At 56.1% G+C, this 22,268-nt stretch carries 16 protein-coding genes; 12 read left to right on the forward strand and 4 right to left on the reverse strand.

The window, feature by feature from the left end:
* The first annotated feature begins 25 nt into the window (after positions 1 to 25).
* From bcsZ to H0484_RS12460, 10 genes are all read left to right on the forward strand, one after another.
* Complete coding sequence (gene bcsZ, locus H0484_RS12415) at positions 26 to 1,219, forward strand: cellulose synthase complex periplasmic endoglucanase BcsZ (protein ID WP_226954954.1); 1,194 nt, start codon at positions 26 to 28, stop codon at positions 1,217 to 1,219.
* Entirely contained in the window at positions 1,195 to 5,394 is a 4,200-nt protein-coding gene (locus tag H0484_RS12420; protein WP_226954955.1) for a cellulose biosynthesis protein BcsC, read from the forward strand. Before bcsZ ends, H0484_RS12420 begins: the two co-directional genes overlap by 25 nt.
* 45 nt (positions 5,395 to 5,439) lie before the next feature.
* Positions 5,440 to 6,102 carry an SGNH/GDSL hydrolase family protein gene (locus tag H0484_RS12425; RefSeq protein WP_226954956.1) on the forward strand — a complete coding sequence of 221 codons (663 nt, stop codon included), beginning with the start codon at positions 5,440 to 5,442 and terminating at the stop codon, positions 6,100 to 6,102.
* Complete coding sequence (locus tag H0484_RS12430) at positions 6,099 to 6,773, forward strand: alginate O-acetyltransferase AlgF (protein ID WP_226954957.1); 675 nt, start codon at positions 6,099 to 6,101, stop codon at positions 6,771 to 6,773. The genes H0484_RS12425 and H0484_RS12430 overlap by 4 nt, the downstream gene beginning before the upstream one ends.
* Before the next feature lie 38 nt (positions 6,774 to 6,811).
* A complete protein-coding gene (locus H0484_RS12435) occupies positions 6,812 to 8,230 on the forward strand; it encodes an MBOAT family O-acyltransferase (protein ID WP_226954958.1) in 1,419 nt (472 codons plus the stop codon).
* A 17-nt stretch (positions 8,231 to 8,247) separates the two neighbouring features.
* On the forward strand, positions 8,248 to 9,399 hold the full coding sequence (locus tag H0484_RS12440) for an alginate O-acetyltransferase AlgX-related protein (RefSeq protein WP_226954959.1): 1,152 nt from the start codon (positions 8,248 to 8,250) through the stop codon (positions 9,397 to 9,399).
* Between the two features lie 167 nt (positions 9,400 to 9,566).
* A complete protein-coding gene (locus tag H0484_RS12445; RefSeq protein WP_226955030.1) occupies positions 9,567 to 10,895 on the forward strand; it encodes a GumC family protein in 1,329 nt (442 codons plus the stop codon).
* A gap of 20 nt (positions 10,896 to 10,915) precedes the next feature.
* Positions 10,916 to 11,962 carry a polysaccharide biosynthesis tyrosine autokinase gene (locus tag H0484_RS12450; protein ID WP_226954960.1) on the forward strand — a complete coding sequence of 349 codons (1,047 nt, stop codon included), beginning with the start codon at positions 10,916 to 10,918 and terminating at the stop codon, positions 11,960 to 11,962.
* A gap of 30 nt (positions 11,963 to 11,992) precedes the next feature.
* Positions 11,993 to 13,315 (forward strand): O-antigen ligase family protein, encoded by a 1,323-nt coding sequence (locus H0484_RS12455; RefSeq protein ID WP_226954961.1) that lies wholly within the window; start codon positions 11,993 to 11,995, stop codon positions 13,313 to 13,315.
* Between the two features lie 36 nt (positions 13,316 to 13,351).
* Positions 13,352 to 15,706, forward strand: a complete 2,355-nt coding sequence (locus H0484_RS12460; protein WP_226954962.1) for a capsular biosynthesis protein — start codon at positions 13,352 to 13,354, stop codon at positions 15,704 to 15,706.
* 12 nt (positions 15,707 to 15,718) lie between these two features.
* Here H0484_RS12460 and H0484_RS12465 read toward each other — a convergent pair whose 3' ends face one another.
* The 4 genes from H0484_RS12465 to H0484_RS12480 all read right to left on the reverse strand — a co-directional run bounded on the left by H0484_RS12465 (position 15,719) and on the right by H0484_RS12480 (position 20,323).
* Positions 15,719 to 16,885 carry a nucleotide sugar dehydrogenase gene (locus tag H0484_RS12465; protein WP_226954963.1) on the reverse strand — a complete coding sequence of 389 codons (1,167 nt, stop codon included), beginning with the start codon at positions 16,883 to 16,885 and terminating at the stop codon, positions 15,719 to 15,721.
* Between the two features lie 47 nt (positions 16,886 to 16,932).
* Positions 16,933 to 17,871, reverse strand: a complete 939-nt coding sequence (locus H0484_RS12470) for a glycosyltransferase (protein ID WP_226954964.1) — start codon at positions 17,869 to 17,871, stop codon at positions 16,933 to 16,935.
* Complete coding sequence (locus H0484_RS12475) at positions 17,861 to 18,985, reverse strand: GNAT family N-acetyltransferase (RefSeq protein WP_226954965.1); 1,125 nt, start codon at positions 18,983 to 18,985, stop codon at positions 17,861 to 17,863. The genes H0484_RS12470 and H0484_RS12475 overlap by 11 nt, the downstream gene beginning before the upstream one ends.
* An 84-nt stretch (positions 18,986 to 19,069) precedes the next feature.
* Entirely contained in the window at positions 19,070 to 20,323 is a 1,254-nt protein-coding gene (locus tag H0484_RS12480) for a lipopolysaccharide biosynthesis protein (protein WP_226954966.1), read from the reverse strand.
* A gap of 169 nt (positions 20,324 to 20,492) precedes the next feature.
* On the opposite strand from H0484_RS12480, the gene H0484_RS12485 reads away from it, so the two are divergent.
* Positions 20,493 to 21,425 carry a glycosyltransferase gene (locus H0484_RS12485; RefSeq protein WP_226954967.1) on the forward strand — a complete coding sequence of 311 codons (933 nt, stop codon included), beginning with the start codon at positions 20,493 to 20,495 and terminating at the stop codon, positions 21,423 to 21,425.
* Between the two features lie 9 nt (positions 21,426 to 21,434).
* A complete protein-coding gene (locus tag H0484_RS12490; protein WP_226954968.1) occupies positions 21,435 to 22,187 on the forward strand; it encodes a polysaccharide deacetylase family protein in 753 nt (250 codons plus the stop codon).
* Positions 22,188 to 22,268: the final 81 nt, after the last annotated feature.

The raw sequence follows: 22,268 nt of genomic DNA on the forward strand, positions 1-22,268 counted from the left end.
CTCGCAGCCAGGCCGCCGCCGCTTGATGACAGCCGCACTCTGTGCTCTGCCTTTGAGCGGCCAATCGTGGGCCACTGCAAATACGGTGGACAAAGCCTGCCAGGTAGCCGTCAAGTGGCCGCAGTGGCAGGTCTTCGTCGATCATTTCCTGCAAGCCGATGGTCGAGTACTGGACGCGAGCACCTCCAAGCAACACAGTTCGTCTGAGGGCCAATCTTATGGCATGTTCTTCGCACTGGTGGCGAATGACCGCCAGACCTTTGAACGCATGTGGCGCTGGACGGTGGATAACCTTGCTCAGGGCGATATTGGCAAGCACCTACCGGCTTGGATCTGGGGACGCGACGAACAGGGGAACTGGGGGGTTATGGATGACAACTCGGCTTCCGATGCTGAGCTGTGGTTCATCTATGCCCTGCTCGAAGCGGGCCGCCGCTGGCGTCGCGACGACTATCTGCGCGACGCTCGTGCCTTACTTGCTAAAGTCGAGGCAGAAGAAGTCACCGAGCTGCCCGGCTTGGGAAAAATGCTGCTGCCCGGCCCCAAACATTTCGCTCTACCCGACAACATTTGGCGCCTGAACCCCAGCTACCTGCCCATGCCGGTGCTGCGCAGACTGGCCGAAGAGTCTCCGCAAGGCCCTTGGCGTGAGATCGCCGGCAACACCGTCACCATGCTGAAGGCGATCAGCCCGTTCGGATACGCAGCCGATTGGGTTTGCTATCAAGCCGGCGAGGTTGAAAATACGGGACGTTTCATCGTTGACCCCGAGAAGGGGGATATCGGCAGCTACGACGCTATCCGTGTGTATTTATGGGCGGGTCTTACGTCGGCAGCCGACCCCTACGCGCGCACCCTTTTACAAGTCATGTACGGCATGTCCACCGCCGTGGCCACAACAGGCGCCCCTCCCGAAATCGTTCATACGCTTACCGGGCAGACCGTGAATACAGGCCCCGCCGGGTTTTCCGCAGCGTTAGTGCCTTATCTGCACGCACGCAGCGAACCTTCGCTTATGCAAGCGCAGTACCAACGTGCCACCGCCTTGTGGCAGTCCGGCCTGCGCTTATCGCAGGAAAACTCGCAACAACCCGCTTATTACGACCATGTGCTCAGCCTTTTTTGCACGGGCTGGCAGCAAGGCCATTACCAGTTCCAGGCTTCAGGAAGCCTACAACTTAGTTGGGATGAATCATGTCCGCACGCCACTACACGATAGCGCTCAGTCTGCTGGCCGCTCTTGCGCACGCCGAACTACAGGCCCAGCCCTCCTCCCTCGACAAGCTGGTCGAGCAAGGCCAATATTGGCAAAGCCGAGGGGACTACAAGCGTGCGGCTGAGATCTGGGAGAAGCTGTTGCTGGCATCACCGAGCAACCCGGATGCGCTCTATGGCATGGCCGCCGTTGCCTTGGACGCCAAAGATACAGCCACAGCAAGAAGCTATCTGGACAAACTGCGCCAAGCTGCCCCCCGTAGCCCGTTGGTTTCTTTGCTCGAGCAGAATCTTTACCTGAGTCAGCCCGGACCCGCCGCCGAGTTGGACAAAGCGAGATCTTTGGCTGCCTCGCGCCAGATGGACGAAGCCATTGCTCAGTACGACAAGGTTCTACAAGGCCGTACGCCGCAAGGTCCGCTAGCACAGGAGTATTACAACTACCTAGGCTATAGCACTCATGGCCTGGATCGTTCGATAGACGGTCTGGAGGGGATAGTCCGCACCTCGCCCAGTAACTTGCTAGCCCAATTGGCGCTGGGCAAACAGCTGATACGAAGCACGACACGACGCGCCGAAGGCATGGCTCTGCTACAACGACTTTCCAGCAAACCAGAGGTCGCCAGCGAAGCCACTGAGGCTTGGCGCTCGGCTTTACTTTGGATAGGTCCGCCGGCCCCAGACTACAGGCCCTCCTTTGAGGCCTACCTGAAAGCCAACCCCAACGACGACGAAATTCGCCAATTGCTTGCCCAAGGCAAGACCGGCGTACGAACCGCCGGTGGCAATGCCGAACCTAGCGCGCGTCCTTGGCGCCAAGACCCTGATCTTGCGCGCGGCTTCAAAGCTCTGGATGGCGGAGACCTCGCGACCGCCGAACAGGCTTTCAGTGCCCGCTTGCAACGCAGCCCCAACGACGCCGACGCATTGGGAGGTTTAGGTCTGGTCCGTATGCAGCAAAACGACCATGCTCAAGCCGAGCAACTGCTACAGCGCGCAGCACGCGGCAAAGCAAGCTGGAACAAAACGCTCACCTCGACTCGTTACTGGAAATTGGTTAATCAAGCGAGCAACGCTAGGGCCAGTGGTGATTGGGTTCGAGCCCAACAGCTTGCCGAGCAGGCCATTCGCTTGGATAGCCGTACCCCTGCCGCCCACAATGTTTTAGGCCACATACAGGCCGATCAAGGCCGGCTGGAACAAGCGGTACAAACCTTTGCGCAGGTTCTCAAGCGCGACAGACAAAACACGGAAGCCTTGAGTGGGCTGGTCAGCGCCTTAGCCCAAAGCGGTCGACATACAGAAGCAGCGCAACTGATAGAGAAGCTAACACCCGAACAGCAAGCCAGCATTGGCAATATGGGCCGCCTACGCGCCGCTATTGCGTCGGGCCAAGCCAAAGCCGCCCAGCAACGCGGCGATCTGGCAGGTGCGCAACGAGCTCTGGAAGACGCCATGCGCACAGACCCAACCAACCCATGGATACGTCTGGAGTTGGCCCGTTTGTACATTAAGCAAGGAGCGGTCACCGAAGCCCGAGGCTTGGTTGACGGTTTGCTAGCTTCCGACCCCAATCTCCCTGACGCCATCTACACCAGCGCATTGCTGTCTACCGAACTAGGCGAATGGGACAAAGCCTACGCCACCTTGCTGCGCATCCCCGAGGCAAATCGCAGCCCGGAAATGGCTGCGCTGGAACAGCGCCTATGGATACATGCACAGGCCTCGCAAGCGACCAAATTGGCTAAGATAGGCCGCGCCGACGAGGCACGCCGTATCTTGTACGGCTTGGAGCAAGCAGCAGGCGACGACCCCGCACTGCTGGGCGTAGTGGCTTCCGCCTATGTTGATGCAGGCGATGCCAACCGCGGCTTAAGTCTGATGCGCCAACAGCTTGGGCGCAATGCTCAGCCCAACGCAGACGTCCTGCTGCCATACACGGGCCTGTTACTCAAGACGGGCCAAGACGTGGAGGCGGCCAGCAACCTACGCGCCCTGCAAGAGCGTCCTTTAAACACGGCGCAAAGACAGGCGTTTGATAATCTTGTCTACCTCTATACGGTCAGACAAGCCGACCTGCTGCGAGAACGCGGTGACTACGCCAAAGCTCAAGAAGTGCTTGCGTCGGCGTTGGCTCAACGGCCCAACGACCCCGCCGCCCTAAGCGCTCAAGCGCGTCTGTATGCCGCCAATGGCGATGACGAGAAAGCACTTGAACAGTACAAGCGCTTAATCCGTAACGACCCTGATAACGCCGATCTGCAGATGGGCGCGGCCATGGCTGCCACGCAACTACGGGAGTACGGCTACGCTGAAGGCGCCATCAATCATGCCGTCAGCATTGCCCCCGACAACCCTGACATTCTTGCGAATGCGGCTCGTCTGTATCGGGCTCGCGGTAAAACGGGTAAGGCAATAGAGCTATTCACCGCCGCTATCGCCGCAGAAGACAAGCAACTGGCTAGCGTATCCCAGCCTGCGATCGCAGTCGCGTCCAACACCGGCGCTAATCATCAAAACACCTTCGTCCCGCTACCTGCGCAAGCGGGACGTTCCACCCTTCCGCGCCAAGCCATGGCTGACGCCCTCGGCGAGTCCTCACCGCAATCGGCAGCACCCTTAGTCGCAGAGGCGCCTCGCGCTATCCCGACGCCTGTCACGCTAGCCCAAGCACCGGCATACGAGAGCCCATCTGTGCGGACAGTGACATCTGCAGTAGTAAACACAGTACCAGCTAGTCCTCAGGCGCTAACACCTGAGCCTCTGCCACAAGATTTACCACCTTCCAGCGCAGCCCCCTATCGCGCAGCTGAAGTACTGCCTCAGTCCGAACGGTTTTCTCAGCCTCCTGTAGCCAGACAAGCAGACCCAACCCCACTGGCGGCGCCTGCGGACAGCGGCACCATGCTGGGCCTAAGGACTGACAAAGCAAGTCGCTTGCGCGAAGAGTTGGCCTCCTTGCTTGAAACCCGTAACCCCGAGGTCAAGTTGGGCACTTTCGCTCGTGGCAACAACGGCGAAGAAGGCCTCGGCAAGCTGACCGAAGTTCAGACACCGCTTGAGGTGCGCATGCCCGTCGGGGACGGCATGTTGGCTTTGCAGGCCACAGCGGTACAGCTGAACGCAGGCTCCATAGGTGAGGATTTTTACAGCCATAGCCGATTTGGTGGCGGATCAGTCGCTATTTACGACACGATTGCCCAGACCGGCCAATGGGGCAATCCGCAAGCACTTAACACGATTGCGCCCACAGGCAAGCAGCGCGACAGTGGCGTCGGATTATCCATCGCCTATGAAATGCAGCGCCTTCGTATGGACATCGGTTCTACCCCTCTTGGCTTTCGCCGCGTGAACGTCGTCGGCGGGCTGAAGTACGACGGCATGTTTGATGAGCGCACCCGTAGCTGGTACAGCGTGGAACTATCACGTCGTGCCGTGACAGACAGCCTGACCTCCTTCGCCGGTGCCTACGATAGTCGCAGCGGCCAGACCTGGGGCGGCGTCACCAGCACCGGCCTGCAGTTCCAAGCTGGGCAAGACGGCGACCGCTTCGGATTCTATGGCTACGGTGGCGCACATGCCCTGCGCGGCTACAACGTCGCTTCGAACTGGCGTGCGAATGTCGGCGGCGGCGTTTACTGGCATCTGTTGCGCGAGGAAGACCGCATTTTCACTGCAGGGCTGAATCTGGGTGGCACTTTCTACGGCAAGAACCAGCGCTTCTTCACCTACGGCCACGGCGGCTATTTCAGCCCTCAATCCATGTATTCGTTCAGTGTGCCCTTTACCTGGGCGCAGCGTAGCGGGCGCTTTACCTACAAACTGCAAGGCGCCATCGGCCTACAGTATTTCAAGGAAGACGAGGCCGACTACTTCCCCACCGACGCCGGCATGCAAGCCCGCGCCATCACTGCGGCTCAGTACGCCAGCGCGATGGGATTTGGAGGAGCCACCGCCACTTACGCGGGCCAGTCCAAGACGGGTGTCGGGTACAGCTTGCAAGCAGCGGCAGAGTACCGCTTGACCGACCACTTAGTGCTGGGCAGCGCGCTTGCATTCAACAACGCCAAGGATTACCGGCAGTGGGCGGGTGGGCTGTACTTACGCTACACCTTGTACCCAAGCTCAGGCCTGATGGCTTTGCCTGTGACCCCTTATCGTGGCCCTTACGGAAACTAGCCAGTACGGTTTCCTCTAAAAAAATTTTGCAGCGAAAGACGACTTATGGTTACTTCCCTTCTTGCCGGCCTGACGATACTTATCGTGGGCGACAGCCACCTGACAGCTCCCGGATACCTTATTACTACGCTGCATGATGGCTTGGCCCAGCAAGGTGCCATCGTACACACCATAGGCGTGTGCGGCTCCAATCCGGGAACTTGGTTGAAAACCACTCCAGCCGACTGCGGCGAAGGCGAACGTAAAGGTCAGAATGCCCCCACGTTCAAGCCCAGCGGTGCTCAAACACGCCCTATTGCAGAGTTGATTGCAGCAGAGAAACCCGATTTGGTCGTGGTGGTTATGGGGGACACCTTGGCTGGCTACGATAAAGGGGCCTTCATGAAAACATGGGCTTGGCAAAACACCACGCAGTTCACCAAAGCCATTGCTGCCAGTGGAACGACTTGCGTCTGGATAGGCCCAGCCTGGGGCACGGAAGGGGGTAAGTACAAGAAGAACTTCGCCAGGGTGCAACAGGTCTCTAGTTTTCTGGCGAGCAACGTCAAACCCTGCACTTACATCAACTCTCTCGATCTATCCAAGCCTGGCGAGTGGGCTACGGTGGACGGTCAACACTTTACCGAGTCAGGCTACCAGGCTTGGGGTAATGCGCTGACACAAGCTATCCTCAATTCCCCCGCAATCCAGTCTTCGAAAAAACCATGAAAAAATTTCTACGCGTTTGCCTGCTTGCCTTGGCAGCCATGCCTGTCGCGGCTGTTGCCATGGACATCCCCTTGTATGAAACCGGCCCGGCCGAAGACTCGGCTTTCATCCGTTTCGTCAACGCCACCGATGCCCCCATTGAGGTCAAAGCTGCCGGCGCCAAAACCACGTTGGCTTTAAGCCCCGAGCAGCCTGCCTCCAACTTCTTGCCCGCCCCCGCCAAACGTGCGCTAAAAGGCGAACTTGTGCAAGCGACGGTCGTGGTGCCTACCGAAACCACAGTAGAGGCCGGTGAGTTTGTCACGGTAGTGGCACTTCCCGATGCAAAAAACGGTTTGTCGGCACTCACCATTCGTGAAACCCCAGACGACTTCAACGCGTTAAAAGCCTCGGTCGGTCTATATAACCTCTCCCCGTCCTGCGCCGACGCCACCATCAGAGCCGCTGGGCGCAAGGTTGTCCTATTTGGCAATGTCCCAGCAGGCCAGGCGGCCAATCGTCTCCAGATCAACCCTGTGCCACTTAGCGTGCAGCTGTTTTGCGCCGATCAGGAAACCGGTGCTCCGGTATCCCTGGGCACTTTGGAGGCGGGCGAGCGCTACACATTGTTTCTTGTACCCACGGAGAGTGGCGCCCGCTTGATCCCGGTCGTCGATACCGTCAGCTTCTAAATTCCCTATTCCCTGAGCCACTGCCATAGCAGGTAAATATGGTTTTCACCTCTCTGGAATTCCTGACGCTATTTTTGCCGGGATTCCTGCTGATCTACATGCTGGCGCGGCCCGCTTGGCGCAACGCCGTCCTGCTATTTGGAAGCTGGCTTTTTTATGCATGGTGGAGCCCGGCTTTCTTGGCGCTGCTGGTCAGCGTTACCTTGATTGCCTGGTTGGGTGGCCTTGCCATGGAAAGGGATTTCCAGATGGGGCGCGCCAGCCGCATGAAGCTTTGGCTTACCGCGCTGCTAGTAGTGAACGTCGGCATTTTGTGCTGGTTCAAATATTCCAACATCATCGTTGAAACCTATAACGATCACGCGGCTTGGGCCGGCGCCATGCCGCTTGCCTGGCAGCGCGTGATCTTGCCCGCCGGGCTATCTTTCTTCATTCTGCAGGCCATCTCTTACTTGATCGATGTTCAACGCAGAACTGTCCACGCCCATCCCAACTTCATCGATTTCGGTGCCTACAAGGCCATGTTCGGCCAGTTGATTGCCGGTCCTATCATTCGCTATGACTGGGTGCAGAAAGAGTTGGTGTCGCGTCAGATCACCTGGCCGGGCTTTCGGCTGGGGGCACGCCGATTCATGATAGGCATGAGCATGAAGGTGCTCATTGCAGACACGCTGGCACCTATCGCCGATGCCGCCTTCGCTTTATCCAACCCATCCATGGCCGATGCCTGGTTAGGCTGCGGCGCCTATACATTGCAGCTGTTTTTTGATTTTGCCGGCTATAGCGCCATGGCGATTGGCCTGGGGCTCATGCTAGGTTTTCATTTCCCCGAGAACTTCAACAACCCCTATCTGGCGCGGAGCATCCAAGATTTCTGGCGACGCTGGCATCTGTCGCTGTCTAGCTGGATTCGTGATTACCTTTATATCCCCCTGGGCGGTAACAGGCATGGGGTCTGGAAAACCTACCGCAACCTGCTGCTATCCATGGCCATTGCCGGCCTCTGGCATGGTGGCGACAGTTGGAACTTCTTGTTGTGGGGTATCGCTCATGGGACGGCATTAAGCGTAGAGCGGGCCTGGAACCAACATGGCTTGCCCAATCTGCCCCTCGTGCTCTCTCGCATTGTTACGCTGGTGTTTGTCATGCTGGCCTGGACCCTCTTTCGTGCCACCACCTTTGACAATGCCTTGAACATGTTTTCGGGCCAGTTTGGTCTGAATGGTTTAGCCTTAAGCGACGCCATGGTGTTAGTCTGGCGCCCCTCCCATTGGTTTGCCGCGATAGGCGGTATTCTGTGTGTGATTGCGCCCGCGATTCAACCCTGGTTTGAGCGCCAAACCTTCAGCCGCCCATTGCTTGTCATACGCGGCCTCTGGCCATTGGCGGCATTCCTGTTTGCCTATAGTTTGATCGCCAGTCGCGGCGCCACTCCCTTTCTATATTTCCAATTCTGATGAACGCTCCCTCTACCTTGATCTCACCCCCAGGGCAGGCAGCGGCATCCTCCAGGCCCGGAACGCTTGCCGCAGCGGGGATGGCGCTGTTTATGGCGATAGGCCTGGCGCTGAATGGCTACGCTATTTTTTCGGGCGAACCCGAACTCCTGCCCCCAGGTACAACTGTTGAAGAAATGCTGGACGGCACCGCCAGCAAGGAAATCGCAGCAAACTTGGCCAAGACCGCTATTCCCGGCGAAATGGCCAAGTGGCAACGCGGCCTGAATTGGCTGCTCGCCGGCGACCTGGGGCCTAAGGTGCGACAAGGCTGCCCAAATTGGCTGTTTCTGGCCGATGAGTTGGTCGTGCACCCACACCGTACGGAAAATGCCGCAGCCCGCCTTCAAACTGTACAGGACATACAAAAGAAACTGAACAACGCCGGGATCAAACTACTGGTTGCCGTCGTCCCGGACAAAAGTCGCATCATGTCGGCACAACTATGCGAACAGCAGCGACCAACTGCACTAAGCACCCGCGCGCAATCGTGGGTGCAAAGCTTGCAACAGGCGGGAGTTGCCGCCATAGACCTGACGCCGACCTTGCAGCAACCGGATCAGGACACTTACCTGCGTACCGACACCCATTGGAATGAACACGGTGCGCAACTCGCTGCGCAAGCTATTGCAGCAGAAGCCCTCAAACTACCTTCAGATCGCTTCACACCTCACCAGACCAGCACAATAGAGCCCCAAGAGCCCAAGATGCGCCCTGGCGACTTGGTGCGCCTGGCCGGTATAGAGTGGCTACCTCTCGCTTTGCAGCCCAAACCCGAAGTCGTCAGCCAGAGCAAGTTCCGCATCCTGGCCTCCGACCCGCCCAGCAACGCCGGCCCCCAAGAGGTGGAAGAGTCAGATGACGATCTCTTCGGAGACGCCGAGCTGCCCACCGTTGCCCTGATCGGCACCTCGTTTTCGGGCACCTCTGGCTTTACCGACTTCTTATCCCATGCCTTAGAAACCCCCGTCGCCAGCTTCGCCAAGGATGGCGGTGAGTTCTCGGGTTCGGCTAAAGAGTACTTTGATAGCCAGGCGTTTAAGCAAACCCCACCCAAAATCATTATTTGGGAAATCCCTGAGCGAGATCTGGATGCGCCTTTGCACAAAGATAAAGAGATATGGCGCTGAGCGGGCACGCTTGTCACCTAAGCAAAATTTGGCATGGACATACACGTGTAAAATCGGTGTGCAGACAAGCTTCCTGATACATTTGACGTTATGTTCACCACTAGCTCAACACCGTGAATGCTCCCCCTATGGAACCAGGTTTCCTATCGCCAAGGCAAATCTTGGCTATGTTATCTGCCCGACGACATTTCATCCTGTTTTTCACAGGTGCAATATTAGGCTTGACGGCACTCATTACTCTGTTGTCCCCAAAAGTGTGGACTGCCAGCGCCGACATCTATATAGACTATCGTGAAAACGACCAGCTCAGCGGACGCACAATTTCACCTTTTCTTGATGACAGCTACATGCAGACCCAAATGGATCTAATGCACAGCCAGCGTGTAGTAGATCTCGTTATCGACTCCCTACAATTACGCACGGGGCGTGAATATCTGAGCTTGCAAGCCAAGCATGGCCAGCAACGCGCTGATCAAGAACTTATCAAAAGCATCAGCCAGAACATCGATATTCAGCGGGCCCATGGCAGCCGAGTTGTCTCCATCAGTTATCTTGGAAACTCCCCCCAGCAGGCTCAGCAGTTCGCAGACGCATTAGCTAACGCCTATATAGAGCTCGGTGAAAAAGTCGCCATGAGCATGGGACAACAGCGTTTCGAACAGTACAGCGCGCAACTTGAAAACCTGCAAAATGAAATCGACCGGATACAAAATACGCTGACAAACTACCAGCAATCCACCGGCATGCTGAACGTACAAGAGCACGGCGACCTTGAGTCTCAAAAACTGAAAGAACTGACTAGCACCCTACTGCAGGTTCAAAACCGCATAGAAGATGTACGTGCCCGAAATCGCTCTACACAGCAACTTTTGGATTCAGGTATTCAAGCACAGGATATTCCCCAAATCACTCAGCTTCCTTCCTTGCTCAAGCTTAAAGAGCATCTAGCCAATATTGACAGGCAGCTAGGCTCGGTGCAAGGCTCAATGGGCCCTAATCACCCTACAGTACGTGGCTTACAGACCGAGCGGAGGCGGTTATTAAACGATATGCAACGCGAGGTCACCGCCAGTTTGGATGCTGAGAATAACGAGCTCATTAGTCTGCAGCAACAAGCCGAGAGTCTTGAGCAAGAAATCGAGCAACAGCGAAAGAAAATGCTGACCCAAATGGATCAACGCGACCGTATTAGCACATACCAAAGACAGCTGGCCAGCGCCCAGCTAGTCTATAGGGCCGCCCTTGAAAAGTATGATAGCTTGGCCATGGCTGGTAATATCAGCGTAACCAACGCTACGCTCTTGCAGGCTGCAGAGCTACCTACGTCTCCCAGCTCCCCCCGGCCCATGCTCAATCTGTTGCTGGGGTTGTTCATCGGTGTTTTGGTCGCATGCTGCTTAGCACTTACTTTGGAACTATTGAACCGCCGTGTTCGCTGTATTGAAGACTTGCGCGGCTACCGCAATCAGTTACCACTGCTTGGGCAAGCCATTTGAGCGTAAGAGGTCAAAAACCGATGCATTCGTCGCCCCCCCCCGCTCCTAAAAAAGCTTCAGAGCCCTCTGCTTCCGAAGATCGCAACAACGCAGTCTCCGATACCTCAACACCCAGTAGTTGCCAGCTCTGGGACGACACACCCTCGCTAGAGACCACCTCCGCTTCCATCGCGGCCCCAACCTCAGCGCCTAAAGAAAACCGAATGGGCGACATTCTGATACGTGCAGGCCGATTGACGACGGAAGATGCTCAACGCATTCTGGCTTATCAACAAAGCCACTCTCTTCGTTTCGGTGAAGCCGCCATTGCCTTGGGGCTACTGACCACAGAAGACTTGCAGAGTGTTGTCTCACAGCAATACCGCTACCCTACTGCATCGAACAACAGTGCCCTGACACAGTTCGCTATTGCTTCGGCCCCTTTTGGCGAAGCTGCTGAGTCCATTCGAAAACTTCGTACTGAAATCATGCTGCGCCACAAGGGGCAGCAACCCTTTTCTATCGCAGTTCTCAGCCCAAATGACGGTGAAGGAAAAACCCATCTCTCAGCGAGTCTGGCCCTGGCTTTCGCCCAGAACGGTTATCGCACCCTCCTGATAAACGCAGATCTACGTTCACCTGAAAAAGGCTCTCTGCTCGGTACCAAAACAAGTATCGGCCTATCCACTATTCTTGCTGGACGCGGCATTGTCGGCCATACACAAGCTGTGGCCTCATTCCCTCTATTGCATGCCCTCGACGCAGGCCCTCGTCCTCCTAACCCGGCTGAAATTCTGCGCGAACCCAGACTCAAAGACATGATAAATACGCTACGCGAGAGTTTCGATATATTCATCGTCGACACCCCCTCAGCCAAGCACTATCCCGACGCGCAAATCATAGCGCGGCAAGTCGACTCCGCCGTTTTAGTGGCTCGACAGCACCTGACGCTCCTGAGCGACATAGATCTGCTTCAGGAAACCCTGCACAGCGCGGCAGTACCTATTACGGGCATTATTTACAACAGTTTCCAGATGAACCCCTCGTCTACGCTCATCCAGCGTTGGCTACAAAAACTGCAGCGCTGAGCGCCTGGTCGCGTCCCACGGTACTCCATTATGAGCTCTGCCCAGGCTGACAGCACAAACTCTCTACTGCTTAATGCTTTGGCGGGTCTACTGGTTGCCGTCACTTTCACTCTCTCGCTGGTGCCACTCAGCCTCTCATTCGGCAGTGTCAGTACTGACCCCAACTTTGCCGACGGCTCTTCTTTTCGACAAATACTACTCCTACTGCTGTTCAGCACCGCAATCTGGGTACTCTATCTCCAAGGCCCCACAGCCCTTAACCGGCTACGCCGTCTGAATCCTTTTTTACTGCTGCTTATTGCCTACTGCGCCGTCTCAGCTGTCTGGTCGCCCTTCCCTGTCGTCACACTTAAAAGGACATTCGTCTTCGCAGGGCTTGCACTAATCGGCTTGGCGATTTCTCCGCCCACCGCATCATTCGAACATTTCCTACGCGTCATGCGCTGGACCCTCACCATCGTCTGTCTGCTGTCTGCCCTTATGGCGCTGGCCCTGCCCAGCATAGGCGTCGACTACATACTCGGCGGTGCGTGGCGTGGGATTACTTGGCAGAAAAACACGCTGGGCTCGACCGCTTCCTACGCGGCCCTGCTGTGGTTCCGACAATGGATGGTTCATGGCGGCCACCGCAGTAGCACTCTTCTAGCGCTCCTGTTCTGCTTAGTGGTACTCGTTATGGCCAAAAGTTCAACCGCACTGCTGATGACGGTGCTGGGGCTGGGCACCTATATCCTGTTTCATCGCCAATGGTTCAGAGGTCGCTATCTCGGCTTCATCATCGCTCTGTTAGCTTTAACAGCCCTCGGCCTGAGTCTGCACTTTTTCTATGTCTCTATGGGCCGCATGTTGGAATGGCGTGATGTTGCCGCACCCATCGCTGCCTTATTTGGCAAAGGCATCGATCTCACTGGCAGAACAGACATCTGGCGCTACACCTTGCTCGCCATTCAGCAACACCCTATTTTAGGAATCGGCTATGGCGCTTTCTGGCTGGGAGAAGGTAGCCCGTCGCAGTACATCATCGACAGCCTGGGCTGGGTACTCACCCACTCGCATAACGGTTACCTAGACGCTTGGAACGAACTGGGAATCGCCGGTTGCATCATCCTCTTCGCGACACTGGTGTGGTACGGCATCACTATTGTTCGTCTCTCATATTTTGCACGAGAGGCCTCTGCAATACACAGTATGTTTTTTGTGATTTTTCTAACCTCCAACCTCAGCGAAACCTCGCTGCTCAATTCCACCGCGTTCCCAAACATTCTGTTCATCTATTGTTGCGTTCTAGCTCCCTTCCAATTGACAATAACACGCAGACGTAGCCTGACGTCATCCAGCTCTACGTCCTCCTAGGTTAGACGAACGCATGAGGCACTGCCCCGCTTACTCATGATAACCAAGCCGTTTTTTCTGACGCTGCTGATCCTTAGCATCCTCCTGATGCGACCACTAAATGCCAGCACAGCTTTTACCCAGGGAGCGGACGACCGCGAGTACTTTTCGTTCGAAGTTGACGAATCCGAACTCCAGGGCCCTCCCAGCGCGGCCGGTCTCAACTCGCCCTTAACCCCTGCCGACAGAATCATCGCTAACGGTCGTCATTTTTATCGCGTCGGTCCCGACCTGAACCCCACCACCCGTGACGACCAACGGATCAGGCTGTTCGGCGCCAACCTTAGTTTCGCTGCCAACTTCCCTGACGAGTCTCTTGCGGCAGACCTTGCCGCCAGGCTGCGTAAAGCCGGTTTCAATGCAGTACGTTTGCACCATTTAGACTTCCACTTGGATGACGGCAAGGAGCATCCCAATGGCATTCTCAGCACGGGCCCTTACCCAACGTTCAACCAAGAGGCCGTTGGCAGACTACGCTCACTGATCAACGCCCTATCCAGCCAAGGAATTTACGTCAATCTGAATCTAAGAGTTGGCTATCGCTTTCGGCCTGCTATCGATGGCCTGCCGGCACTGGATGACGGAGCCTCTACCCAGAAATTCCTCGGCTCACCAATACACGTCTATTTCCCGCCGCTTATTACTCGTCAAGAGACGTATGCCCGCGAATTGATTAGTCAGCTCGGTTTGGTAAAAAATCCAGCCTTGGCCATGGTGGAGATCAATAATGAATCCTCTCTATTGCATGCCTGGCAGACTCAGGAGTGGCAAGATGCCCTTCCCTCAGCCTACGCTGGGGTGCTACGCGACGAGTGGGAGGTATGGGTACTCAAACGTTACGGCTCGATAGAGGCTGCCTGTAAAGCTTGGGCTGGGTGTGGTGCGCTGCCCGGTGATCAATTACTTCCTTACAGTCTGTTTGATCAAGGTAGCCCCCCCCAGAGAAAACTGACACAGCTGCTGTCCCGTGTCGGCCTAGCCTCTCAAAATGAGGACGATACCGCTCGCCACCGTGACTTCCTAATCTTTCTAGCGACTATGGACAAACGCTACCTGGACAGGATGAAAGCCGTCGTTCAGGAAGCAGCGGGTTGGAACGTGCCCGTGACAGGCACGCAAGTTATCTATGGCGGTGTGCTCAATTTCGACTCGCATGCTGATATGGACTACATAGACGAGCACACCTACATCGGCCACCCCATCTTCAATAGCCCCAACTGGCAGTCGGAGGACTGGTACATTCCCAACGTCGCCATTTCTGCCACTGAAGTCGATACCCTGCTGAGCCTGTCCTTACGCCGAGCCGCAGACAAACCTTTCGTCGTCAGCGAGTTCAACCAACCTTATCCAAGCCGTACAAGCGCGGAGATTCTGCCTATGATGGCCGCTGTCGGCGCCTTGCAAGACTGGGACGGCTTGTTTTTCTTCGGGTACTCCGACGAACCGGAGCCCTACCATGCACCCAACCAGTTCTCGTTGAGCGGAGACTGGGGGAAGTATGCGTTCAGCGGTCAAAGTGCAAGAATTTTCCGGCAGTATTTGCTACCGCCCCTTCCTTTCCGCACTACCCTGCCTTTTTCCGCTTCAGCCCGCCTGACAACGGCACTGCAGGGCCCCATCCGCTCCGGCACACTGGAAACACGGCTGGAGCAGGTGTTCGGACAAACACCCAGTCTAGCCTGGAAAACACAACTGTCCCAGGATCTCTCTGCCACGATGGAGCCCACCCCAGGCGACACGACCGCGCTCGCCAACTACGGCGAAGCCTCACCGTTCGTCGTTCACGACAGGGAACAGCGCCGGATTCAATTCGTCAGCCCCAAGGCATATGGGCTTTTCGGGAGCCTCGACGATACCCCTGTGGCACTGGGCCGCTTCCAGTTTAGTGGCATACAGAAAAGCGCCGAGCCCGTCGCTCTGTTAATGACTTCCCTAGACAGCCAGGAGCTGCCGCAATCCTCACACATCCTGCTGACACTCGCCGGCTTCACCACAGGTAGCCAGCCAGGCTCCTTGCCCAAACGTCCCAAGACGACCCGCCCCTATCCGCAGGCCAAACAAGACCGGATCACGCTGGAACCCGAACCCCTGTCGCGCAAACCTTCCGGTCGCCTCACGACCACGCCTCCCACCTGGGTCGAGCGCACCCCCGTACGGATGCTCATCCCTGCTCTGCCAGCTCAAGTGCATATTTACCCGCTTGATGCCGCAGGTCGGCGCGAGGCTGCTCTGCCACTACAAACTCACACCGACCCGGACAGCACAGGTATTCTCGTCGAGCTGCAGCAAGCACCGGACAATGCCAGCATCTGGTACGAGTTAGTGCTGGACGCAGCCCCTCACGCCCCTTGAACGTCAGACAGCTCAGTCTTTGCCGAACAGGTCGCGGGAATATATTTTTTCTTTCTGATCGCTGATTTCCGAGGATATCCGGTTCGCGACGATGACGTCGCTGATACGCTTGAACTCCTCTAGGTCGCGTATAACGCGCGAGCCATAGAAAAGCTCGTCTGGCAAGCTCGGCTCGTACACTACGACCTCGATACCTTTGCCCTTGAGACGCTTCATGACCCCTTGGATAGCCGAGGCGCGGAAATTGTCTGAACCGCTCTTCATGATCAGCCGATAAATGCCCACCGTCTTGGGCTCGCGCGCCAATATCGATTCCGCGATGAAATCCTTGCGCGTCCGGTTGGCATCGACGATGGCCTGGATTAGGTTGTTGGGCACCTTATCGTAGTTGACCAGCAATTGCTTGGTGTCCTTGGGAAGACAATAGCCGCCATAGCCAAAGGACGGATTGTTGTAGTGCGTCCCGATACGCGGATCCAGGCCCACTCCCTCAATGATCTGCCGTGTATCCAGACCGAAGGTCTGCGCATACGAGTCCAGTTCGTTGAAGTATGCCACGCGCATGGCCAGGTAGGTATTGGCGAACAGCTTGATGGCCTCCGCTTCGGTGGAGCCGGTGTACAGCACTGGAATGTCCTGCTTGATGGCTCCTTGCTGCAACAGCGCGGCAAAGCACCGACCCCGCTCGGAATCCTCGCCCACGACAATGCGCGACGGATGGAGGTTGTCGTACAGAGCCCGCCCTTCGCGCAAGAATTCCGGCGAGAAGATCAGCTTATCAGTGCCGAAGGCTTCTCGCGCCTTCTGCGTGAAGCCGACGGGCACCGTGGACTTAATCACCATGACAGCGTCGGGATTTATCGCTTTCACGTCGCAGATGACCGCCTCGACACTACTAGTGTTGAAAAAGTTGGTTTGAGGGTCGTAGTCGGTAGGTGTCGCTATGATGACAAATTCTGCATCCCGGTAGGCCTGCTCTTTATCAAGCGTAGCGCTCAAGTTCAGTGGTTTGTCGCGCAGATACTCCTGGATATCATGGTCTTCTATCGGAGACTGTCCCGCATTGATCAGCTCAACCTTGTATGACTGTATGTCCAGAGCTACAACCTCGTTGTGTTGGGCGAGCAGCACCGCATTGGACAAGCCCACATATCCCGTTCCCGCTATGGCTATTTTCATGATCATTCCGCGTGAAGAAACTGAAAAAAACTTGCTGATGTCTAGCATCAATGCCTGTATTCTTGATGTCGAAATCCTATGGCACCGCTGATTTTTCCGCATTGTGCCACCGCAATGCGCAGCCAACGGAAAGCTTGTGTTGGACTCCAAAGAAACGTCAACACCGCCAGTACCCCTGCCAGCCCCAGTTGCACGACTGCCCGCGACAGCAAATACACGATGCTGCCAGCTCTGTTCGCTCCGGCACGGGTTAACATGACCACGCGGATATAAGTCTGACCACCACGATAAGCGCGACGCAACAGCCAGCGCGCATTCATTCGGTTCGCCTCGACAGGCTCGAACACCACTGCCTCGTCGTTCCAGACGAAGCTGGCCTGCCGGTCCAGCATGCGTGAAAACAGTAAAGTGTCCTCCCCGCCCGTGCGCCCAAACGCAGCATCGAACGGGCCAGCTTCCGCCAACAGTGCTTCGCGCCGGATCAGCACGTTGCCAGAGCGCACGTCTTCCTTGCCTACTGGGGCACCACTGGGCAAACGTCGTCTTTCAAAAAATCCGCCTTGCACTACCCACTGTGGCGCGGTCTCGGGATACCTGGGCAGCACCGGGCCGAACACGGCGTCCACTCCACCTGCCTCTGCGCTTTTCAGCAGTTGAGCCAACCATGTCTCTACCGGTAGCTCATCGTCGTCGATAAACGCTAGCCATATACCAGCGGCTTGATGAATTGCTGTATTGCGAGCCAGGGAAATATTGGGTTCAGCACAACTCAAAGCCACAAGGGGAACGACGGACTGTGCCTGCCATCGTTTGAGGGCCGGCATGGCCGAACGCTGCGGATCATTGTCGACAACAATGATTTCCAGCACTCGCCCCAAAGCACTCTGGGATTGCAGCGCTTGCATCAGACCGTCGATAAGATGAGGACGCTTATAAGTACAGACGCAGATGCTGACACAAGGAGCAGGGACAGCGTTACCCGACATGCCTGCCACCTCGTATAAGCTTCTTGAGACGCTGCACCCAGCAGCGTAACGTCTCATTACCCCGCGCTCTAGCGCGCAGTTGCACATAGGCTAGGTAAACGCGACCGCGCGGGCTGCGCGCCTGACGCCAGCGCCACAGGGGTAAGTGCTCGTTGGCCCAGTCTTTCTTGTAGCTTTCGTCCCCCACTGTTAGATCGAAAACGCTCAATTTCTGTTCAGAAGCCCATTCAATCATGGATTGCAACAGTATCCTGCCGCAGGAGTATTTAGCCCACGGCCCGGTCTCATAGCAGGGGAGTATCCAGTAGTATCGCCCTCGAAAGCGCAAGCCCCACTGGGCAGCCACTACGGTACTCCCAACTTTTAGGCTACATAAGGCCACCATTCCATCCTGGAGTTCGCTCTGCGTCAACACACGATAGAAGTTCAGGTAGGCTTGTTGAGCAAACAGGCCTTCGCTGCCAGTTTCCTGCCAACGCCTAGTCTTCAATCTGACGATTGCAGAAAAAATTTCCTCCATCTCTGCCTGGCCATGCTCGGGTGTAAACGTATAGTCTCCGAGCTCTTGCAAACGGCGCACGCCTCGACGGTTATGCGCCAGCATCTGTTTGGAACGACCCGCAAGATACTCTGCCATCGAGTCGGGCAAGCGAATCGCGTAAGCATTTTCCGCTTGTACCGCGTCCGGTAAACCTACCATGGGATTCGTCCACCCCCCCAGCTGCTCTGGCATGCGTTCAAGCGCTACCAAATCAACCTCTCCGATCAATCGCAAACACTCTTGCCAAAACTCAGGAAACTGCTTCGGGTCTACAGACTTGAACCACTCCGGCGCTAGCAAAGGTGCTCGGTAGTCGGAGACGACATCCCCAAGAAAGCCCAGCACTCTCAGGCTGCCCTGACGATAGATACCCAAAGGCCAAATCCCCAGCGTCGAGCCTGATGCATCGGTGACGTGCACAATGCGGGGTCGTACGCTTTGTACGTCGCCAACATGCGCCTGCCATGCGGCATTCCACTTCCAAGTCTGGAAAACATAGCACTCACAACGCTGCTCTAATGCCGTCCACGCCACCTCCGAATCCGCTAGCGCGTTATATACTTCGATGCGCAAATCTGGGACAGCCCGAGAAGACATATGTTTGTCAACCTCGCTCACCTAAAGCTCTCCTCATCCATCAATAATTTGCTCTGCATATTAAGTTTGCTCGCGATACAAGTATCGCCCCCAGGTCATCGCAAGGCTAAAGAGTTCCACCACGATTAAAGCGATAATCGCACCACGCTCTCCGTATCGCGGTACCGCCAGCGCCAAAACGCCGAACATGGCGGCAAAGCTCATCACGGACTCGATCAGCATGAAACCGTAGTAGTCCTTGCCCATCAAGGCGATGGTACCGACCCACCGTATGGTGTAAATAGCGAAGTACCCCCCCCACCAAAGCAACAAAGGCCCAGCGGCATCGTACTTACCAGCCAGCACGTAGGTCTGCAACCAAGGCAACAGCAGCCAAGCTGCCAATACATACGTCGCCGCCAAGGCTAACAGAGCAAGCAGCGACTTGAACAGTAGCCGATTCAAATCCTGGTGGGCATCGGCCACCACCAATCTACCTACTTGTGGTCGCGCCACGCGTGACCACGCCACTACTAGCAGCGAGACCGGCATCAGAAGCAGCCGGGACGCGGCCAGTTCCGCCGCCGCGGCTGCACCCAACCAAGCTGCGACTAGATAAAGATAGCTATAGTTCACTCCCCAAGCCAGACCCGCACCCGGCAAGCCCAGCCGACCGCGTCGCCAAACCTGCCGCACAGTCTCCGCATACGTTTCTCCGCCCGCTCTCACGGTTCGACCTGGCGCTTGGCCAGCCAACAAGCAAGCACTGATATTAGCGAGCGCAAATACGCCGAAGATGCCCACGAGTTGCAAATACGTACACAAATACAGCGCCACAACCCCCAGGAAGACGCTAATCCCGTACCAAAGATCGACGCGCAGCACTCTGGTAGGCAGCCCCTCCAGGAAGGCTAAGCTTCTGGCATATTCGCGCATGGCATTGAGTTTGATGAACAGCCCGAAAACCACACCCAGCAAGAGGGGATACGGCTGAGCCGTCAGGCTTGATGCCCAGGCACAGCCCAGGCCCAGCAAAACGGCAATCAGGCTACTCGCACGCCCTTGATATCGGCTGATGTGCTGAATGATCACAGCCCGTTCGTCACCGGACTTACCTGAGACCACATTGACCAGCGGATTGGAGACGAGCGCCTCCAGCAAACTGGTGGCGAACAGCCCTGCAGCGAAGAGTTGGGAATAGACGCCGTAACTCTCCTTGCTGACCATGCGGATCAGGACGAGCCCAAGCGCCAGATTCAAGGCACTTAACCAAGCCTGGTCGAACAAAGATAAAAAGGCCTGACTCAGTAGCCTGGAAGATCGCAGCTTTAGCATTATCATCGGTGTCTGGAAGGATATACCAGTCTTTTGGGAAAACGACACAAGATCTGTCAAAACAGCGATGATGCATGAACCTCAGCCGCTTATCGCCCCCTTTTGCCCTGCTTTTCCCTTAGAATTTCTACGTGTGCAAGACCTCATCGCAACTCGCAACAAAGGCCTCATGACTCAAGCAACGACACCACTACGTCCGATCACTTCAGAGCCCGCTCAGAACCCGATCATCGTACCGCTGGTCATCATATCGCCTGTCCGGGATGAGTCCAAGTATCTACGTCGCACTCTGGATTCCATCGTGGCCCAAACCCGTCGACCAATCGAGTGGATACTGGTGGACGACGGCTCGTCCGACAGCACTCCAGACATCATCAAGGAATACACCGAAAAGTATCCGTTCATTCGCCTCGTTCACAACGCTAATCGCGGGTATCGCAAACTGGGCGGAGGTGTAATCGTCGCCTTCAATTTCGGTAAAACCCACATCACGCACCAAGACTATCAATATATCGCCAAACTCGACGGCGACATGTCTTTTGGACCACTCTACATAGAGCACATGTTGAGCAAGCTGCAAGCCATGCCGAAATTGGCCTCGGTGTCGGGTAAGGTCTATCGTGAAGAGCGGGGCAAATTCATTGAGGAACGCCACTTAGAAGAGCAGGTTGCGGGGCAGTTCAAGCTATACCGGCGTGAGGCCTTCGAAGACATAGGAGGCTTCATCGAGCATCTTGCATGGGATGGCATAGATATACATGAGGCACGACTCAAGGGCTGGCAGACACTCAGCTACTATGACCCCGACGCTTGGCTCTGGCACCATAGAATTATGGGTTCGTCCGACCGCAGCCTGTATGTAGGCCGCCTGCGTTGGGGCCGAGGCAATTGGTATATGGGTTATCACCCCCTTTACGCCATTGCAGCAGGCATCAACCGCATGCGTGAGAAACCTTATTTTATCGGTGGCCTGCTAATGATAATAGGCTACTTCAACGCCGCCATCCGGGGTCTACCTCAATATGAAAGCGAGCACTTCCGGCGCGAACTGAAAAAATGGCAATTGGCCAAACTGCGCAAAGCCATCGGGCTGCACGGCTAAGGCGCAGGAATGGGGCGACTTCCAACATATTGCGACAAGCTCAGCCGGTATGCTGCCCGTCACAGCTTACAGAATTGGCTGACGTTGGCAGGCCAACAGCCAGTAATCAGCATCACCTTCGACGACGTGTTAGCCTCCGCAGCACATGAGGGTGCGCGCATCCTAGAAAAGTACGGCTGTCGCGGCACTTTCTACATTGCTGGCAGCCTGACCTCACGACAGGAGGAAGGTCGTCCTGCCCACACTTTGTCAGACATCTTGGACTTGCAAGCTCGCAGCCACGAAATCGGTAGCCATGGCTGGGGACACATCAATTATGCCAAGGCCGTCAACGCAGAAATTCATACCGATCAAAGCAAAAACCTAGCTTTTCTGCAGTCCCATCTAAACCAGTCAGCGGGGAGCAGTTTCGCCTATCCTTTCGGACAATACGATTTGCGCAGCAAGCTGCTAACAGCTCGCGCGCACAGCTCCTGTCGCATTCTAGGTAATGGACTGCACCGCCAGCGCGCCGATCTCAACCTGCTTGGTTGCCACCGTCTGTATGGCCCAGGACGTCAACAAAACCAATGGCAATTGCTGCTGAACACCATGCAGCCAGGTGACTGGCTAATCGTCAACACTCACGAAGTCGAGTTCGATTGTGGCACCTATGGCTGCACGCCGACGGATTTGGCAACTTTTATCGAGGCTGCGCAGAGTCTTGGCAGCCTGATACTGCCCGTAGCCAGCGCCATCAGCCATTATCGCTCCCAGCCCTGAACGCACTACGCACATTTATGCTGGCTCATCTCGTACCGACATATAGAAAACAACAGCAGCTTGAGCAAGAAAAATTGGAGT

Origin of the sequence: Mesopusillimonas faecipullorum (genome assembly GCF_020539505.1) — a bacterium.
Taxonomy (GTDB): domain Bacteria; phylum Pseudomonadota; class Gammaproteobacteria; order Burkholderiales; family Burkholderiaceae_B; genus Mesopusillimonas; species Mesopusillimonas faecipullorum.

Excerpts from the sequence above, each read along its gene's own strand:
- H0484_RS12420 (WP_226954955.1), top strand. The coding sequence starts at position 1,195 with ATGTCCGCACGCCACTACACGATAGCGCTCAGTCTGCTGGCCGCTCTT.
- H0484_RS12480 (WP_226954966.1), bottom strand. The coding sequence starts at position 20,323 with ATGCTAAAGCTGCGATCTTCCAGGCTACTGAGTCAGGCCTTTTTATCT.
- H0484_RS12485 (WP_226954967.1), top strand. The coding sequence starts at position 20,493 with ATGACTCAAGCAACGACACCACTACGTCCGATCACTTCAGAGCCCGCT.
- H0484_RS12425 (WP_226954956.1), top strand. The coding sequence starts at position 5,440 with ATGGTTACTTCCCTTCTTGCCGGCCTGACGATACTTATCGTGGGCGAC.
- H0484_RS12445 (WP_226955030.1), top strand. The coding sequence starts at position 9,567 with ATGTTATCTGCCCGACGACATTTCATCCTGTTTTTCACAGGTGCAATA.
- H0484_RS12435 (WP_226954958.1), top strand. The coding sequence starts at position 6,812 with ATGGTTTTCACCTCTCTGGAATTCCTGACGCTATTTTTGCCGGGATTC.
- H0484_RS12450 (WP_226954960.1), top strand. The coding sequence starts at position 10,916 with ATGCATTCGTCGCCCCCCCCCGCTCCTAAAAAAGCTTCAGAGCCCTCT.
- H0484_RS12470 (WP_226954964.1), bottom strand. The coding sequence starts at position 17,871 with ATGTCGGGTAACGCTGTCCCTGCTCCTTGTGTCAGCATCTGCGTCTGT.
- H0484_RS12430 (WP_226954957.1), top strand. The coding sequence starts at position 6,099 with ATGAAAAAATTTCTACGCGTTTGCCTGCTTGCCTTGGCAGCCATGCCT.
- H0484_RS12455 (WP_226954961.1), top strand. The coding sequence starts at position 11,993 with ATGAGCTCTGCCCAGGCTGACAGCACAAACTCTCTACTGCTTAATGCT.
- H0484_RS12465 (WP_226954963.1), bottom strand. The coding sequence starts at position 16,885 with ATGAAAATAGCCATAGCGGGAACGGGATATGTGGGCTTGTCCAATGCG.
- H0484_RS12490 (WP_226954968.1), top strand. The coding sequence starts at position 21,435 with ATGGGGCGACTTCCAACATATTGCGACAAGCTCAGCCGGTATGCTGCC.
- bcsZ (WP_226954954.1), top strand. The coding sequence starts at position 26 with ATGACAGCCGCACTCTGTGCTCTGCCTTTGAGCGGCCAATCGTGGGCC.
- H0484_RS12460 (WP_226954962.1), top strand. The coding sequence starts at position 13,352 with ATGATAACCAAGCCGTTTTTTCTGACGCTGCTGATCCTTAGCATCCTC.